This window comes from Streptomyces flavovariabilis, assembly GCF_000725785.1.
In the GTDB taxonomy this organism is placed as follows: Bacteria; Actinomycetota; Actinomycetes; order Streptomycetales; family Streptomycetaceae; genus Streptomyces; species Streptomyces hawaiiensis.
In genome coordinates this window covers 640,015-654,622 of sequence record NZ_JNXD01000001.1, presented here as the reverse complement: position 1 = coordinate 654,622, position 14,608 = coordinate 640,015, and the positions used below count along the sequence as shown (strand labels likewise).

Sequence of the window (14,608 nt, the reverse complement as noted above, 5' to 3'; positions counted from 1 at the left end):
CCGGTCACAGGCGGCGATCCGGACGGGACCTGCGGCCGGGCCTAGTAAGAGGGGTCGTTGCACGCATCGAGCGCGGCTGTTTCCGTGGAGCCACCCCACAGACCGAAGGCGGCGGCCCCCTGATCCCCGGGGCCGTCGCCTTCGCCATGACCGTCGGCTGTTTCAGCCCGTGCTCACCGGAAGCTCCTTCACCCCGTTGATCCACGCCGACCGCAGCCGGCGCGGCTCACCGACCAGCTTCAGGCCGGGCATGGCGTCGGCGATCGCGTTGAAGATGAGGTTGATCTCCAGTACGGCGAGGGACTTGCCCAGGCAGTAGTGCGGACCGCCGCCGCCGAAACCGAGGTGCGGGTTGGGATCGCGGGTGACGTCGAAGGCGTCCGGGTCGTCGAAGACCTCGGGGTCGTGGTTGGCCGAGGCGTAGAACAACCCGAGCCGGTCGCCCTTGCGGATGCGCTTGCCGCCGAGTTCGGTGTCCTGGGTGGCCGTGCGCTGGAAGGCGGCGACCGGCGTCGCCCAGCGCACGATCTCCTCGGCCGCCGTCTCCGGCCGGTCGCTCTTGTACAGCTCCCACTGTTCGGGGTGGGTGAGGAAGGCGTGCATGCCGTGGGTGATGGCGTTGCGGGTGGTCTCGTTGCCCGCGACGGCCAGCATCAGCACGAAGAAGCCGAACTCGTCGGAGCTGAGGTTGCCCTCGTCCTCCGCCGCGACGAGCTGGGTGACGATGTCGCGGGCCGGGCACTGCTTGCGGTCGGCGGCCATGTTCATCGCGTAGGCGATGATCTCCGTGGCCGACTCGGCGCCGACCTCCTCGGTGATGGCGTACTCGGGATCGTCGTACGCGATCATCTTGTTGGACCAGTCGAAGATCTTGTCCCGGTCCTCCTGCTCCACGCCCATCAGCTCGGCGATCGCCTGGAGGGGCAGTTCGCAGGCGACCTGGGTGACGAAGTCGAACGGCCCGGTGTGCGCGCGGGCGGATTCGACGATGGAGTGGGCCCGCGCCCGCAGCCGGTCCTCCAGCGCCCGGATCGCCCGGGGGGTGAAGCCGCGCTGCACGATCTGCCGGACCCGGGTGTGCTCCGGCGGGTCCATGTTCAGCAGGATCAGCCGCTGCGCGTCGATGGCGTCGCGCTCGATGTGCTCGTTGAAGCGGATGATCGCCGTGTTGAGGGTCGACGAGAACAACTCCGGGTGCGTGGAGACGTACTTGACGTCGGCGTACCGGGTGACCGCCCAGTAGCCCTCGTCCTGGAAGCCGGCGAGACCGGCCGGCTGTGCCACCCAGCACACCGGTTCGGTCCGGCGCAGGTCGGCGAACTCCGGCAGCGGCACGCGGTGGTGCAGCAGGTCGGGGTCGGTGAAGTCGAACCCGTCGGGCAGCGCGGGACAGGGCATGGGCGGCTCCCACCACTCGTACCGACTCTGAGGTCTGACGACCCATCAGCTGTGCGGAGTTGCGGTGACGGTAGTAACGGGTTCTACAAGTAGCAAGAGGCACGGGCCCGCCAATTGCCCGCATGACTATTGCGGTCACCGAGCGGCCCTCAGCACACTACTCACAGAACTAGAACGCGTACTAGTTCCGCTGAGCCTCCCGGAGAGGACCCGCACCCATGGCTGCCGAACCCGTGATCGTCGAAGCCGTACGCACCCCGATCGGCAAGCGCGGCGGCGCGCTCGCCAACCTGCATCCCGCCTACCTCCTGGGCGAGACCTACCGCGAACTCCTCGGCCGCACCGGCATCCCCGCCGACTGCGTCGAGCAGATCGTCGGCGGTACGGTCACCCACGCCGGCGAGCAGTCCATGAATCCCGCGCGCACGGCCTGGCTGACCATGGGGCTCCCCTACGAGACGGCCGCGACGACCGTCGACGCGCAGTGCGGGTCATCGCAGCAGGCCTCACACATGGTGGCCAACATGGTCGCGGCGGGCGTGATCGACGTCGGCATCTCCTGCGGGGTGGAGTCGATGTCCCGGGTGCCGCTGGGATCGGGCTCGAAGCACGGGCCGGGCAAGCCGTTCCCCGACGAGTGGAACGTGGACCTGCCGAACCAGTTCGAGGCGGCCGAGCGCATCGCCCGCCACCGGGGCCTGACCCGCGAGCACGTCGACGCCCTGGGCCTCGCCTCGCAGGAACGGGCCGCCCACGCCTGGGCTGAGGAGCGCTTCAAACGGGAGACGTTCGCGGTCCAGGTCCCCACGACCGAGGAGGAGCAGCACGCCGGACAGGGCATGTGGCGCCTGGTCGACAAGGACGAGGGCCTGCGCGACACGACGGCGGAGGCCCTGGCCTCCCTGAAGCCGATCATGCCGACGGCGGTGCATACGGCCGGCAACTCGTCGCAGATCTCCGACGGGGCGTCGGCCATCATGTGGGCGTCGAAGCGGATGACGCGCGCCCTGAAGCTGAGGCCCCGGGCCCGGATCGTGGCCCAGGCGCTGGTGGGGTCCGACCCCCACTTCCACCTCGACGGCCCGATCGACGCGACCAGGGCGGTACTGGGGAAAGCTGGGATGTCCCTCAGGGACATCGACGTGGTGGAGATCAACGAGGCGTTCGCGTCCGTGGTGCTGAGCTGGACGCGGGTCTTCGACCAGGACCTGTCGAAGGTGAACGTCAACGGCGGCGCCATCGCACTCGGGCACCCGGTGGGAGCCACCGGGGCCCGGCTCATCACGACGGCACTTCATGAACTGGAGCGCACGGACAAGGAGTTCGCGCTGATCACCATGTGCGCGGGGGGCGGGTTGGCCACCGGCACGATCATTCAGCGGCTGTAGACGTCCAGTCGACGAAGGTGGTGAACGCGGCGGGGTCGAGCGTGAGCATCGGTCCCGCCGGGTTCTTGCTGTCGCGTATGGCGACGGTGGCGTGCGGGGTTTCGGCGACTTCGAGGCACTGGCCGCCCTGGTCGCCGCTGTAACTGGACTTACGCCAGTCCAGGGCCCCGATCGGCGCGCATTCGACGCATTCGCCGCCTTGATCGCTGCTGTAGCTGGACTTACGCCACTGAGTCCCCGCCGGTATCGCGTTGCTCGCCATAGCGTTCCTCCATCACTCGCCGGATCAACTCCGCCGAATCCCTGAGGGAGAGCGCGGCGGCCTGAAGATGATCGTAACGGAGCGAGCAGTCCTTGACGGTGTCCGGATTCGCGGTCGGATGCCCGCTGCCGTAGCCCTCGGTGTAGACGATGGCCGGGCCGCTCTCGAAGTGGAAGAGGGTGAATGAGCCTGTCAGTCCCGCGTGCTCTCCGGCCGAGAAGGGCAACACCTGGACGTTGATACGGGGATCAGCGCCGAAGCGCAACAGGTGCTCCAGTTGACCTCGCATGGCCTCAGGGCCGCCGATCTCCTGGTACAGCGCGGCCTCACTCAGGACCATCCAAAGGACCGGAGGCTCGCCCTTCTCGAAAATGCGCTGCCGGGCAAGGCACACGGCGGTGCGGTCGTCGAGTTCGGTCTGATCCAGCGCACCGAGAGTGGCGCGCGCGTACGCATCAGTCTGGAGCAGGCCGTGCACCATGCCCATCTGGAAGGTGCTGATCTCCGTCGCCCGCCCCTCCAGCTCCGCGACCTGCTGGAACCACGCCGGAAGCCGACTCCGTAGCACCAGCTCGACGAGGCGGGAGAACATACCGTCCGTCCCCAGAGCCGCATCCGCCCGTTCACTGAACTCCGGCGTCGGGAGCTTCCTGGCCGTCTCGATCTGGCCCACCAGGGAGCCGGTGTAGTTGAGGATGTCCCCCAACTGCCGTTGGGTCAGCCCGGCCGCCTCCCGGTGGCGTCGCAGCTCGAAGCCGTAGTAGTCGAGCGGGGACGCGCCCGGGTCAAGGGCGTTGATGTGGGTCACGGCAGAAGCCCCTCTCATGCAACTCGGCCCACAACGGGACCGGTTGTATCCGTTCCGTAGCCGAGGGTAGCCATCGCACGTCAGCCTCGTCTCGTGAACGAATACTTTCCCGCCCGGTACTCGATGCGTCTCACCGTGGGTGAGCACGCCCCCCGCCACATCCGCCGCATCGTCCGCTCCTTCCTCGATGAGTGGCGCATGCCCGAGCTGTCCGACGCCGTGGAGCTGGGCGTGACCGAGCTGCTCGCCAATGTCGTGCGGCACGTCCCGGACCGCCGATGCATGCTGCTGTTGCTGCGGCAGCGCACCGGCGTACGGGTGGAGGTGACGGACGGCAGTGATCGACTGCCGTTCCCCTCGGACCGGTTGGACCCGGAGGCGGAGGGCGGCCGGGGGTTGCTCCTGCTCGACGCGATGGCCGACAAGTGGGGCGTGTCGCCGTGGCACGGGGGCGGGAAGACCGTGTGGTTCGAATGCGCGTCGCCTACTGCTCAGGTTTACCCGGACCGTCAACCCTGGGCTGACGACGCGCCGTCCACGCGCTCATAGCGTTTCCTGTCGAGCGGCCTCGACCGAGCCGCAGTTCGGGGGAAACGCACATGGCACGCAGGGCACGGCACACCATCGCGGCCTTGATTTCGACCGTGCCACTGCGGGCGGAGCAGCACCGGCATCGGGCACCGCGGTGCACGCCGAGGAGGAGCCCCCTCCGCAGGCCGGCGAAATAGGCCGAAGTCGGCTCCCATGGACGCTGCTCCTTCGGAGCTCCGTGGGGCGGCAAGTTCCTCTGCGAGAGCAGCGTTCGGTGCCCTGAGAGCGCCGCGCGTCTCCTTCCCCTGCGCCGCGCTGATGGGCGGGGTCTGGATCTACGCGGGTGCGCTGAGCCCGCCCGCCCGCCGGACCGCGGACGAACGACCCGCCGACCTGGATGTGCTGACGTCCCGCGAACTGGAGGTCCTGAAGCTGATCGCACGCGGCCTGTCGAACCCGGAGATCGCCGACCTCCTCTACGTCAGTGAGGCGACCGTCAAGACGCACCTGAACCGCACGATGACCAAACTGGATGTGGGCAGCAGGGCACAGGCGGTCGTGGTGGCGTACGAATCGGGGCTCGTGACCCCGGGCGGACAGCGGTCGCGATGACCGGCCGCGCCCCTCGCACCCCCGTACGCTGGGCCTTCAGACGGAATTCGTCGACCGGCCGGTGCACGCCTTCGCCGCCCGGGACTCCTGCCGGGGATCGGCGGTGGGCGTCCGCGGCCCCGTCAGGACGTACACGAGACCGAATCCCGCCCCGACCACCAGGGCCCCGCCCACCGCGTCCAGCACCCAGTGGTTCGCCGTCGCGACGATCGCGGACGCGGTGCACAGCGGGTGCAGCAGCCCCAGTGCCCTGATCCACCACCGGCGTGCCAGGACGGCGACGACGAGGCCGCACCACAGCGACCAGCCGAAGTGCAGGGACGGCATCGCCGCGTACTGGTTGGTCAGGGCGGTGAGCGTGCCGTAGTCGGGCTGGGAGAAGTCCTGGACGCCGTGGACGGTGTCGATGTAGCCGAGCGTCGGCATCAGCCGGGGCGGGGCCAGCGGGTAGAGCCAGAAGCCGACCAGGGCGAGCAGGGTGGCGATGCCCAGGGCGGAGCGGGCCCAGCGGTAGTCGGCGGGGCGGCGCCAGTAGAGAAGGGCGAGGACGGTCAACGGGGCGATGAAGTGCAGCGACGCGTAGTAGAAGTCGCAGAGGTCCCGCAGCCAGTCGATCGTGACGACGGTGTGGTTGGCCCAGTGCTCGATGTCGATGTGCAGGGCGCGTTCCAGGCCGAGGATCTGGCGGCCGTTCTCCTCGGCCTCGGCGCGGCCGGCCGAGATGGTGCCCCCGGTGGCGGCGAGCCGGACCTGGGAGTAGGCGGCGTAGGTGACCCGGATGAGGAGCAGCTCCAGGAGGAGGTTCGGTCGGGTGAGGACCCGGCCGAGGAAGGGCGCGAGCGGGATGTGCCGGAAGCGGGCCGGGACGGCGGGGGCGTACTCGGTCGGGATCGGTGACTGGTAGTGCGGGGAGGTGCGGGACAGGAACGGCACGGCCGTGGCGGCAGCGAGGGCGGCGACCAGGACGAGGTTGGTGCGCAGCGGGTCCAGCGACGGCATGTCCGGTAGCAGCATCCTGCTCGGCAGGGTCATGACCAGGACGACGGCGACGGGCCATACGTACCGGTCACGGGCACGTCTGCCGACCCGCCCGGCGACGGCGAGCAGCACCCACAGCAGCTGGTGCTGCCAGGCCGTGGGCGAGACGACGATCGCGGCGCAGCCGGTGATCGCGACGGCGAGCAGCAGCCGGCCGTCGCGGAAGCAGCGCACGGCCCGGCGCAGGGCCAGGACGGCGACGGCCGCGCCGAGGATCAGGAAGAGTGCGACCTCCAGGGGGCCGTTCAGGCCGAGCCGGAGCAGGGCGCCGTGCAGGGACTGGTTGGCGAGGTCGTCGGCCGGGCCGCCGAGGCCGGCGCCCGCCATGTGGTGCACCCAGTAGCGGTGGGAGTCGTGCGGCATCGCCGCCCAGGCGAGCCCGGTGCAGGCGGCGAAGGTGACGCCGGTGGCGAGGGCGGCGCGTCTGCGGCCGGTGAACCACAGCAGGGGCGTGAAGAGCAGCAGGGTGGGCTGGAGTGCCGCGGCGACGCCGATGAGCAGGCCGCTCGTCCGCTGGCCGTGGGCGGCGAAGCAGCCGAGCAGGACGAGCAGGACCGGGATGATGCTGGTCTGGCCGAGCCACAGGGTGTTGCGGACCGGCAGGGACAGCATGAGCAGGCTGATGGCGACGGGGGCGGCCAGCAGTGCCGTGCGGCGGCTGACCGGCTGGGGCAGGGCACGGGCGGCGATGAGGCCGAGGGCGACGACGAGCAGCAGTGTGCCGAAGGTCCAGCCCCAGCCGAGGGCCTGTTCGGCCGAACGGGTGAGGGGCTTGAGGACGAGGCCGCCGAAGGGCGTGCCCGTGAAGCGGGTCGAGTCGTACAGCGAGCCCTTCACATGCAGGACGCCGTTCGGCCCGACCCAGGTCTCCAGGTCCGTCAGCCGCTCGCCCCTCGGAGTCCCGAGCACGACGGTCACCTGCCGTGCGGCGAGGGCGGCGACGATCAGCCACAGCGCGAGACAGGCCATGCGCAGCGGCGCGCGGGAGGGTGTGCGGGTACTGCCGACGGCGGTCGCTCCGAAGGCTTCCGCCGGTCGTCCGCTGCGCTCCGCGTTCGCCACGCCCCGTCGACCTTCTACCCGGTATGCCCCCTTCGTCCGGTTGACGATAGTGCGCGAGACCCGTGGTTGCCTCTCGCGACGCGAGAAGGATCACATCAAGATCGCGTGGGAACCGCTCCCAGACGGGCAGACGTGCCTGCGTAGCCGGGATTTAGATGCCCCCTGCAACGAAAGGCGTACGGCCCGTGATCGGGCTTTATCCGCCTATCGTCGCTCTTTCGGCCCGTACGACAGCGCCGCCGCGCGGGACCGCGTCCCTGTCCCCGTCGAAAGGTAGGCGAGCGAGTCTTGTCGACTGCCTCAGTCGTCGCCCCGGCGTCCCTCATGAAGACCCGCACAGCGAAGGCCCCCGACCCCACCGTCACCGACCCCGCGCTCGTCAAGCGCGCCGTGAAGGCGGCCGCGCTGGGCAACGCGATGGAGTGGTTCGACTTCGGCGTCTACAGCTACATCGCGGTCACCCTGGGCAAGGTCTTCTTCCCCTCGGGCAACCCCACCGCCCAGTTGCTGTCCACGTTCGGCGCCTTCGCCGCGGCCTTCCTGGTCCGCCCCCTCGGCGGCATGGTCTTCGGTCCGCTCGGCGACCGCGTCGGCCGCCAGAAGGTCCTCGCCGTCACCATGATCATGATGGCGGCGGGCACCTTCGCGATCGGTCTGATCCCGTCGTACGCGACGATCGGTGTCGGCGCGCCGGTCCTGCTCCTGGCGGCCCGCCTCGTGCAGGGCTTCTCCACCGGCGGCGAGTACGCGGGCGCCTCCACGTTCATCGCCGAGTACGCCCCCGACAAACGGCGCGGCTTCCTCGGCAGCTGGCTGGAATTCGGCACGCTCGCCGGCTACATCGGCGGCGCCGGCCTGGTCACGATCATGACCGCCCTGCTCTCCGCCGACGACCTGACCTCCTGGGGCTGGCGCATCCCGTTCCTGATCGCCGGCCCGATGGGCATCATCGGCCTCTATCTGCGACTGCGCCTGGAGGAGACCCCGGCGTTCGCGGCCGAGGCCGAGAAGGCCGAGAACAACCGCCCGAAGACGCCGCTGCGCGAGATGGTCACCGGCCAGTGGCGCGCGCTGCTGCTCTGCGTCGGCCTGGTGCTGGTCTTCAACGTCACCGACTACATGCTGCTGTCGTACATGCCGAGCTATCTGACCGGTCAGCTCCACTACGACGAGACACACGGCCTGCTGGTCGTCCTCGGCGTGATGGCCGTGATGATGATCGCCCAGCCCTTCGTCGGCGCGCTGACCGATCGCGTCGGCCGCCGCCCGGTGATCGCCACCGGCTGCGCGGGCTTCCTGCTGCTGTCCGTCCCGGCCCTGCTGCTGATCCGTCAGGGCAGCCTCCTCGCGGTCGCGCTCGGCATGGGCGCCCTCGGCATGCTGCTGGTCTGCTTCACGGCGTCGATGCCCTCGGCGCTGCCGGCGCTGTTCCCGACGAAGGTCCGCTACGGCTCGTTGTCGATCGGCTTCAACGTCTCGGTGTCCCTGTTCGGCGGCACCACCCCGCTGGTGGTCACGGCCCTGATCGGTGCCACCGGGAACATGATGATGCCCGCGTACTACATGATGGCCGCGGCCGTGATCGGCGGTTTCGCGGTGTGGCGCATGGCGGAGTCGGCCGGACGCCCGCTGCCCGGCTCGGCCCCCTCGGTGGCGGGCCGACACGCGGAGTGAAATCCCGCTGACAGCGGCCCGCGCACCAACTATCTTCATCAGCGCCAGTAGTTAGGGACGCTAACTATGCTGACGAAAGGTAGAGGTGCATGAGCGAGTCGCACGTCTGGGACGAGGTCGACGCCTACTTCACCGCCCACCTCGCCCCGGACGACGAAGCCCTGGCGGCCGCCCTGCGGGACAGCGACGCCGCCGGGCTTCCGCACATCAACGTCGCCGGGAACCAGGGCAAGCTCCTCCAGCTCCTCGCCCAGATCCAGGGCGCCCGCCACATCCTGGAGATCGGCACCCTCGGCGGCTACAGCACCATCTGGCTGGGCCGCGCCCTGCCCGCCGACGGACGGCTGGTCTCCCTGGAGTACGACCCCCGGCACGCCGAGGTCGCCGTCCGCAACATCGCCCGCGCCGGCCTGGACAAGCTGGTCGAGGTGCGGGTGGGCCCGGCCCTGGAGTCGCTGCCCGAGCTGGCGGACGAGAACCCGCCCCCGTTCGACCTGGTCTTCATCGACGCCGACAAGGCCAACAACCCGCACTACGTGGAGTGGGCGATCAAGCTCACCAGCACCGGCAGCCTGATCGTCCTCGACAACGTCGTACGGGGCGGCCGGGTCGTCGACGCGGACAGCACAGCCCCGGACGTGACGGGCACCCGCACCGCGATCGAGCTGATCGCCGGCCATCCGAGGCTGAGCGGCACGGCGATCCAGACGGTGGGCATGAAGGGCTACGACGGATTCGCGCTGGCCCGCGTGCTGGCGTGAGGCTCCTGGGGGCGACCTCACGCCGACCCGCGTGCGGCCCCTGGGTCAGACCTCATGGTAGAAGCCCACGTTGACGCTGCGCGGCGCGGTGCGGTCCTGGATGATGATCTCGCCGCTGCCGCCTCTGGGCAGCGGGACGGTGCCGCCGTAGGCGAGCGGCCGGGCGTACTCCCCCGCCGTCAGCCGCACTTCGGAGGACGGGTCGGGCTGGGAGCCGCGCAGCCAGGTGACCTGCCAGGTCCCCTCCGGCCCGCACAGGAACTCCAGATGGACACGGGAGACGAACAGCCAGTCGTCCGGCGTGCTCAGCCGGCACACGGACTTGTCGCGGCCCACCCGCAGTACCGCACCCGGCTCGCTGGGCGCTTCGGCCATGAGCATGCCGGCCGTGGCGCCCGCCTCCGCCTCCGCGACGGTGGCCATGGTGAGTTCGAGCACGTGCGCTCCTCCTGAGATGTCCCGGTGAGGCTGCAAGACCCTTGAGCCCGCCGCATGATAAAACGCCCGGCCACGCGGTGTCCGGCACAATGGCCTCATGACCGAGCGAAAGCCACCAGGCGTCGACTTCGAGTCCTGGGTCGACAAGCAGATCCGTGACGCGAAGGCGCGCGGGGAGTTCGATCAGCTGCCCGGAGCGGGCAAACCGCTCCCACCCGACGTCGAGAGCGCCTACGACGAACTATGGTGGGTCAAACGGAAGTTGGCCCGCGAGGGCTTCTCCGTCCTCCCGCCGGCCCTGGCGCTGCGCAAGGAAGCGGAGGACGCGCTGGAGGCCGCGCTCGCGGCCCCCTCGGAGCGGATCGTCCGGAAGATCATCGACGAGATCAATCCCAAGATCCGCGACATGATGTTCAAGCCGCCGCCCGGCCCCCCGCTGGGAAAGAAGCCGTACGACGTCGAGGACGTCGTACGGCAGTGGCGGGAGCGCCGGGCGGACCGGTGACCGGGGGACTCGCCCCGGCTCACACGTGCAGCAGCCGTTCGGCCAGCTCGCGGTAGTCCTTCAGGGCCAGCCGGAGCTGCTCGGTGTCGGCGGACGAGACGGACCTGCCCTCCCCGCCCTCGACGGACTGCCAGGAGTGGCGCAGCGTACGACGGCGCTGCGTCACGGCCTCGGTGAAGCGGGCCGCTATCTCCTCCAGCACGTGGTCGGCCTCCTCGACGGCGGCCCGGGGCCCGTCGACGAACCCGGCGACGGCGTGCTGCAACTGCGAGCCGAGCTCGTCGGACTCGTCGTGGGCGATGAGGTGGGACCGGTTCTTGGCGGAACCGGCCTTGTCGGGTCCGGTGCCGTGGTCGCCGCGGGGGGCTTCGGTGCCGTGCAAGTCCGTGCCGTGCCGGCCGGTGCCGGGCACATCGGTGCCGTGCGCCGCGGCGCGGTCCGCGTCGGTGCCGTGCGGGACTCCGCGGTCCGTGTCCAGGTCGCGGCCTGTGCCGCGGTCGGTTTCCAGACCTCGGGCGGTGTCGTGGTTTGTGCCCGGTGCGGTCGGGCGGCGGCCGGTGCCCAGGGCGCTCTCACCACGGGCGTCCGGGGCGGCCGGCGTGTGGTCGCCGGGCGGTCGGGTCATGTCGGTCATTGCCTCAACTCTCCTTCGCCTGACGTCGGTTGATCGCCCACGGCATGTGCCCGCCGCGGGCCTGAGCCTTGCGGCCGCCGTTCAGTCCGGCACGGTGGTGTCCGTCGTGCCGTCCCTCCTCGTGGCGTCCGCCGGTGTGGCCGCCGTCGTGGCGGGCCGGCCTCACCAGCTCCTCGAACAGGGCGCGGGCCGCCACCATGGCCTCACGCATGTCTTCCGTACCCTGGCCGCCGTCACGGGCGTCCTCCGCGCGCAGATGCGCCGCGCGGTGCACGCGCCGGTAGCCGTCCACGTGGTGGGCGTGGTGCACGGACAGCGCGGCCAGCTGTTCCTCGTACTGCCCGCCGTCCGGGAAGCCCCGGGCACCGGCCAGCTCGGAGAGCAGCCGGTCCGCCTCGGCGACGGCCTCGCGCGGCGAGTCGACGAACCGCTCCTGGGCGGCCGTCCAGCGCGCCTCGTACTGCTCGCGCTGGGCCGGCTCCAGCGACCGCTCGCGCAGGTCGCCGTGGCGCTGCACGCGCTCGGTCAGCTCGCGCTCGGCCGCTTTGGCGTCACCGTCGTGCCGGACGACGGCCCGGTCGTACTCGGGCCCGAAGCGCCGCTTCAGGCTCGGGCCTCGCCGGGGCCCGCGGGCGCGCAGGGTCATGACGGCCGCGATGATGATGACGACCGCCGCGATCACGATCAGAGCAATGATCAGGCCAGTGGACATGAATGCCTTCCGGGTTCTCGGCCCAACCGGCTCTCCTCGCGAGCCGGTTCGCCCGTCGGGTAGCCCCGAAGCCCGTTTCCAAACGGTGTCCGGACGCACGCGGCCCGCGAACCTCTGGCCGGAACTATTCGCTTGCGCGTCCGGTGGGGCGCCTGTGAAGAATGCGGTTCATGAGGTGGACCGTGGCCCCGGAACCGTACGACTCCCCTGTCGCCGCCGCTCTGTGGCGGGCGTACTACACCGAGGTCAGCGACCGCTGGTATCTGCTGCACGAGGGGCGCCGGACCGACCCGGGCGAGCTGGAGCGGGAGATCGCCGCCCAGCCGGGTTCCGATCTCGCGCCGCCGCGGGGACGGCTGCTGGTCGCCCGGTACGGCGGTGAGCCGGCCGGCACCGCGGGCGTACGGCTGCTGGACGCCGCGACCGCCGAGCTCAAGCGGGTGTTCCTGCACGCGTCGATGCGCGGCCGGGGCGGCGCCCCGCTCCTGGTCAGAGCCGCCGAGGGCGCCGCACGCGCGCTCGGCGCCACCCGGATGATCCTCGACACCCGCAGCGACCTCGTCGAGGCCCGCACCCTCTACGCGCGCCTCGGCTACACCGAGACCGAGCCGTACAACGACGACCCGTACGCGGACCACTGGTTCAGCAGGGAACTGGCCTGAACCCTCAGACCCGCTCCTGCGCGGAGCGCGTGCCGTAGGGCCGCTCCCGCCGGGATCCGCACAGTTCGCCGTTCAGCTCCCGCACGAGCCGCACCAGGTCGGTCGGCCGGTCGGGACCCCACCAGTCGCCGAGCAGCTCGGCGAGAGACGCCTCGCGGGCCTCGGCCAGCCGGTCGGCGACCTCGCGCCCCTGGTCGGTCAGCAGCATGTCGACGCCCCGGCGCACGGCCAGGCGGCGCACCTCGGCCTGCCGGGCGGCCTCCATGACCACGGTCAGGGGCACGGGCATGACGTCGGCCAGCACACCCGGCTCCACGGAGCCGTAGCGCCGCATCCGCAGCAGCAGCCAGCTCGTCGCGGGCAGCAGGTCGTAGCCCGCCCGGGCGGTGATCTTCCGGTAGATCTCGCGCCGCCCCGCGCGGGTGCCCAGCACCGACAGGGCGCGGCACACCTCGTCGTACGAGGACCGCTCGACGGGGTTGCTGGCCAGGGTCTCGGTGACGTCGGGCGCGGTGACCGAGCCGCGCAGCCGGTCCTCCTTCAGGAACCAGGCCAGCACGAAGCCGAGGAGCGCGACCGGGGCCGCGTACAGGAAGACGTCCGTGATGGAGACGGCGTAGGCGTGCAGGGCCTGCGGGCGCAGACCGGGCGGCAGGGCGGCGATGCCGCGCGGGTCGGCCTCCAGCGTGCCCACCGAGACACCGGGCGGGAGCTGTGCGCCCCGGAAGGCGTCGGTGAGCTGGTCGCCGAGCCGGCCGGCGAAGACCGTGCCGAAGACGGCGACGCCGAACGAGGCGCCGATGGAGCGGAAGAAGGTCGCGCCGGAGGTGGCCACGCCCAGATCCTCGTAGGGGACGGCGTTCTGCACGATGAGCACGAGGACCTGCATCACCAGGCCGAGACCGAGCCCGAAGACGAAGAAGAAGCCGCTCAGCTCGGCGGTGGAGCTGTGCTCGTCGAGCTGGTGGAGCAGGAGCAGCCCGAGCGTGGTGATGCCGGTGCCGGCGATCGGGAACACCTTCCAGCGGCCGGTGCGGCTGACGATCTGCCCGGAGGCGGTCGAGGCCAGCAGCAGGCCCAGCACCATCGGCAGCATGTGCACACCGGACATGGTCGGGCTGATGCCCTGCACGACCTGGAGGAAGGTCGGCAGATAGGTCATGGCGCCGAACATGGCGAAGCCGACGACGAAACTGATCACGGCGGCGAGCGTGAAGGTCCGCACGCGGAACAGCTTGAGCGGCAGCACGGGTTCGGCGGCCCGCCGCTCGACGGCCACGAAGCCGACGGCGAGGACGGCGCCCAGCACCGCGAGGCCGACGATCTGCCAGGACCCCCACGCCCAGGTCGTGCCGCCGAGCGAGGCGACCAGCACCAGGCAGGTGGCGACGGCGGCGATGAGGAAGGTGCCGAGATAGTCGATGACGTGCCGTTGCGCCTTGCGCGGGAGGTGCAGGACGGTCGCGATCACCGCGAGCGCGACGACGCCGACGGGCAGGTTGACGTAGAACACCCAGCGCCAGCTCAGATGCTGGGTGAACAGCCCGCCGAGCAGCGGTCCGAGCACGCTGGTCGCGCCGAAGACGGCGCCGAACAGCCCCTGGTAGCGGCCGCGTTCACGAGGGGGCACCAGATCGCCGACGATCGCCATCGACAGCACGATCAGCCCGCCGCCGCCGAGGCCCTGCAGGGCCCGGAACGCGATCAGCTGAGCCATGTCCTGCGCGGCGCCGCACAGCGCGGACCCGATCAGGAAGATCACGATCGCCGTCTGGAACAGCCTCTTGCGCCCGTACTGGTCGCCGAGCTTGCCCCACAGGGGGGTGGCGGCGGTCGCGGCCAGCAGATACGCGGTGACCACCCAGGACAGGTGATCCAGACCACCGAGATCACTGACGATCGTGGGCAGCGCGGTCGACACGATGGTCTGGTCGAGCGCGGCGAGCAGCATGCCGAGAAGCAGGGCTCCGATCGAGACCAGGACGTTCCCCGGCACCTGCTCCCCGGGGTCCGTGCCCTGGGGCTTCAGCGTGGTGGCGTTCCCGTCCCCGGCCATAAGACCTCCCGAGTCACCTGTGACATTTTCCATCGTGACCGCTGTGACCTGTTATGGCCCGCCGGGC

The 14,608-nt window shown here is 70.7% G+C and carries 14 protein-coding genes and 1 pseudogene; 7 read left to right on the top strand and 8 right to left on the bottom strand.

Annotated features, from left to right (window positions below):
* Positions 1-162: 162 nt before the first annotated feature.
* Complete coding sequence (locus IO24_RS0102900; RefSeq protein ID WP_031131412.1) at positions 163-1,398, bottom strand: cytochrome P450; 1,236 nt, start codon at positions 1,396-1,398, stop codon at positions 163-165.
* Between the two features lie 218 nt (positions 1,399-1,616).
* Between IO24_RS0102900 and IO24_RS0102895 the strand changes: the two genes are divergently transcribed.
* Positions 1,617-2,786 (top strand): steroid 3-ketoacyl-CoA thiolase, encoded by a 1,170-nt coding sequence (locus IO24_RS0102895; protein ID WP_031131411.1) that lies wholly within the window; start codon positions 1,617-1,619, stop codon positions 2,784-2,786.
* Here the strand turns inward: IO24_RS0102895 and IO24_RS0102890 are convergent.
* Positions 2,770-3,048 (bottom strand): DUF397 domain-containing protein, encoded by a 279-nt coding sequence (locus IO24_RS0102890; protein WP_031131408.1) that lies wholly within the window; start codon positions 3,046-3,048, stop codon positions 2,770-2,772. The two genes, IO24_RS0102895 and IO24_RS0102890, sit on opposite strands and share 17 nt — an antisense overlap.
* Complete coding sequence (locus IO24_RS0102885) at positions 3,008-3,856, bottom strand: helix-turn-helix domain-containing protein (protein ID WP_031131406.1); 849 nt, start codon at positions 3,854-3,856, stop codon at positions 3,008-3,010. Before IO24_RS0102885 ends, IO24_RS0102890 begins: the two co-directional genes overlap by 41 nt.
* 93 nt (positions 3,857-3,949) lie before the next feature.
* Between IO24_RS0102885 and IO24_RS0102880 the strand changes: the two genes are divergently transcribed.
* Both IO24_RS0102880 and IO24_RS44225 read left to right on the top strand, forming a co-directional pair.
* Complete coding sequence (locus IO24_RS0102880) at positions 3,950-4,405, top strand: ATP-binding protein (RefSeq protein ID WP_031131404.1); 456 nt, start codon at positions 3,950-3,952, stop codon at positions 4,403-4,405.
* 354 nt (positions 4,406-4,759) lie between these two features.
* Positions 4,760-4,999 (top strand): annotated as a pseudogene (locus tag IO24_RS44225) (response regulator transcription factor); the annotation flags it as partial.
* A 36-nt stretch (positions 5,000-5,035) separates the two neighbouring features.
* Here IO24_RS44225 and IO24_RS0102870 read toward each other — a convergent pair.
* The gene (locus IO24_RS0102870; RefSeq protein ID WP_037667099.1) at positions 5,036-7,099 is read right to left on the bottom strand and encodes a bifunctional glycosyltransferase 87/phosphatase PAP2 family protein; all 2,064 of its coding nucleotides are present in this window, start codon (positions 7,097-7,099) and stop codon (positions 5,036-5,038) included.
* A gap of 324 nt (positions 7,100-7,423) precedes the next feature.
* On the opposite strand from IO24_RS0102870, the gene proP reads away from it, so the two are divergent.
* Complete coding sequence (proP, locus tag IO24_RS0102865) at positions 7,424-8,773, top strand: glycine betaine/L-proline transporter ProP (protein ID WP_045295810.1); 1,350 nt, start codon at positions 7,424-7,426, stop codon at positions 8,771-8,773.
* An 89-nt stretch (positions 8,774-8,862) separates the two neighbouring features.
* Positions 8,863-9,534 (top strand): O-methyltransferase, encoded by a 672-nt coding sequence (locus IO24_RS0102860; RefSeq protein WP_031131396.1) that lies wholly within the window; start codon positions 8,863-8,865, stop codon positions 9,532-9,534.
* 45 nt (positions 9,535-9,579) lie between these two features.
* Here the strand turns inward: IO24_RS0102860 and IO24_RS0102855 are convergent, their stop codons facing one another.
* Positions 9,580-9,972 (bottom strand): hypothetical protein, encoded by a 393-nt coding sequence (locus IO24_RS0102855; protein WP_031131394.1) that lies wholly within the window; start codon positions 9,970-9,972, stop codon positions 9,580-9,582.
* Positions 9,973-10,069: 97 nt separating this feature from the next.
* Here IO24_RS0102855 and IO24_RS0102850 point away from each other — a divergent pair, with 97 nt between their 5' ends.
* Positions 10,070-10,477, top strand: coding sequence for a DnaJ family domain-containing protein (locus IO24_RS0102850; protein ID WP_031131392.1), 408 nt, complete (start codon positions 10,070-10,072; stop codon positions 10,475-10,477).
* Positions 10,478-10,496: 19 nt separating this feature from the next.
* On the opposite strand, the gene IO24_RS0102845 is transcribed toward IO24_RS0102850, so the two are convergent.
* Together IO24_RS0102845 and IO24_RS0102840 are read right to left on the bottom strand one after the other, a co-directional pair.
* Positions 10,497-11,111 (bottom strand): hypothetical protein, encoded by a 615-nt coding sequence (locus tag IO24_RS0102845; RefSeq protein ID WP_031131390.1) that lies wholly within the window; start codon positions 11,109-11,111, stop codon positions 10,497-10,499.
* Positions 11,112-11,115: 4 nt separating this feature from the next.
* Positions 11,116-11,823 (bottom strand): hypothetical protein, encoded by a 708-nt coding sequence (locus tag IO24_RS0102840; protein WP_031131388.1) that lies wholly within the window; start codon positions 11,821-11,823, stop codon positions 11,116-11,118.
* 170 nt (positions 11,824-11,993) lie between these two features.
* Here IO24_RS0102840 and IO24_RS0102835 point away from each other — a divergent pair, with 170 nt between their 5' ends.
* On the top strand, positions 11,994-12,485 hold the full coding sequence (locus IO24_RS0102835) for a GNAT family N-acetyltransferase (RefSeq protein ID WP_031131387.1): 492 nt from the start codon (positions 11,994-11,996) through the stop codon (positions 12,483-12,485).
* Positions 12,486-12,489: 4 nt separating this feature from the next.
* On the opposite strand, the gene IO24_RS0102830 is transcribed toward IO24_RS0102835, so the two are convergent.
* Complete coding sequence (locus IO24_RS0102830) at positions 12,490-14,541, bottom strand: MDR family MFS transporter (protein WP_037667091.1); 2,052 nt, start codon at positions 14,539-14,541, stop codon at positions 12,490-12,492.
* Between the last annotated feature and the right edge of the window lie 67 nt (positions 14,542-14,608).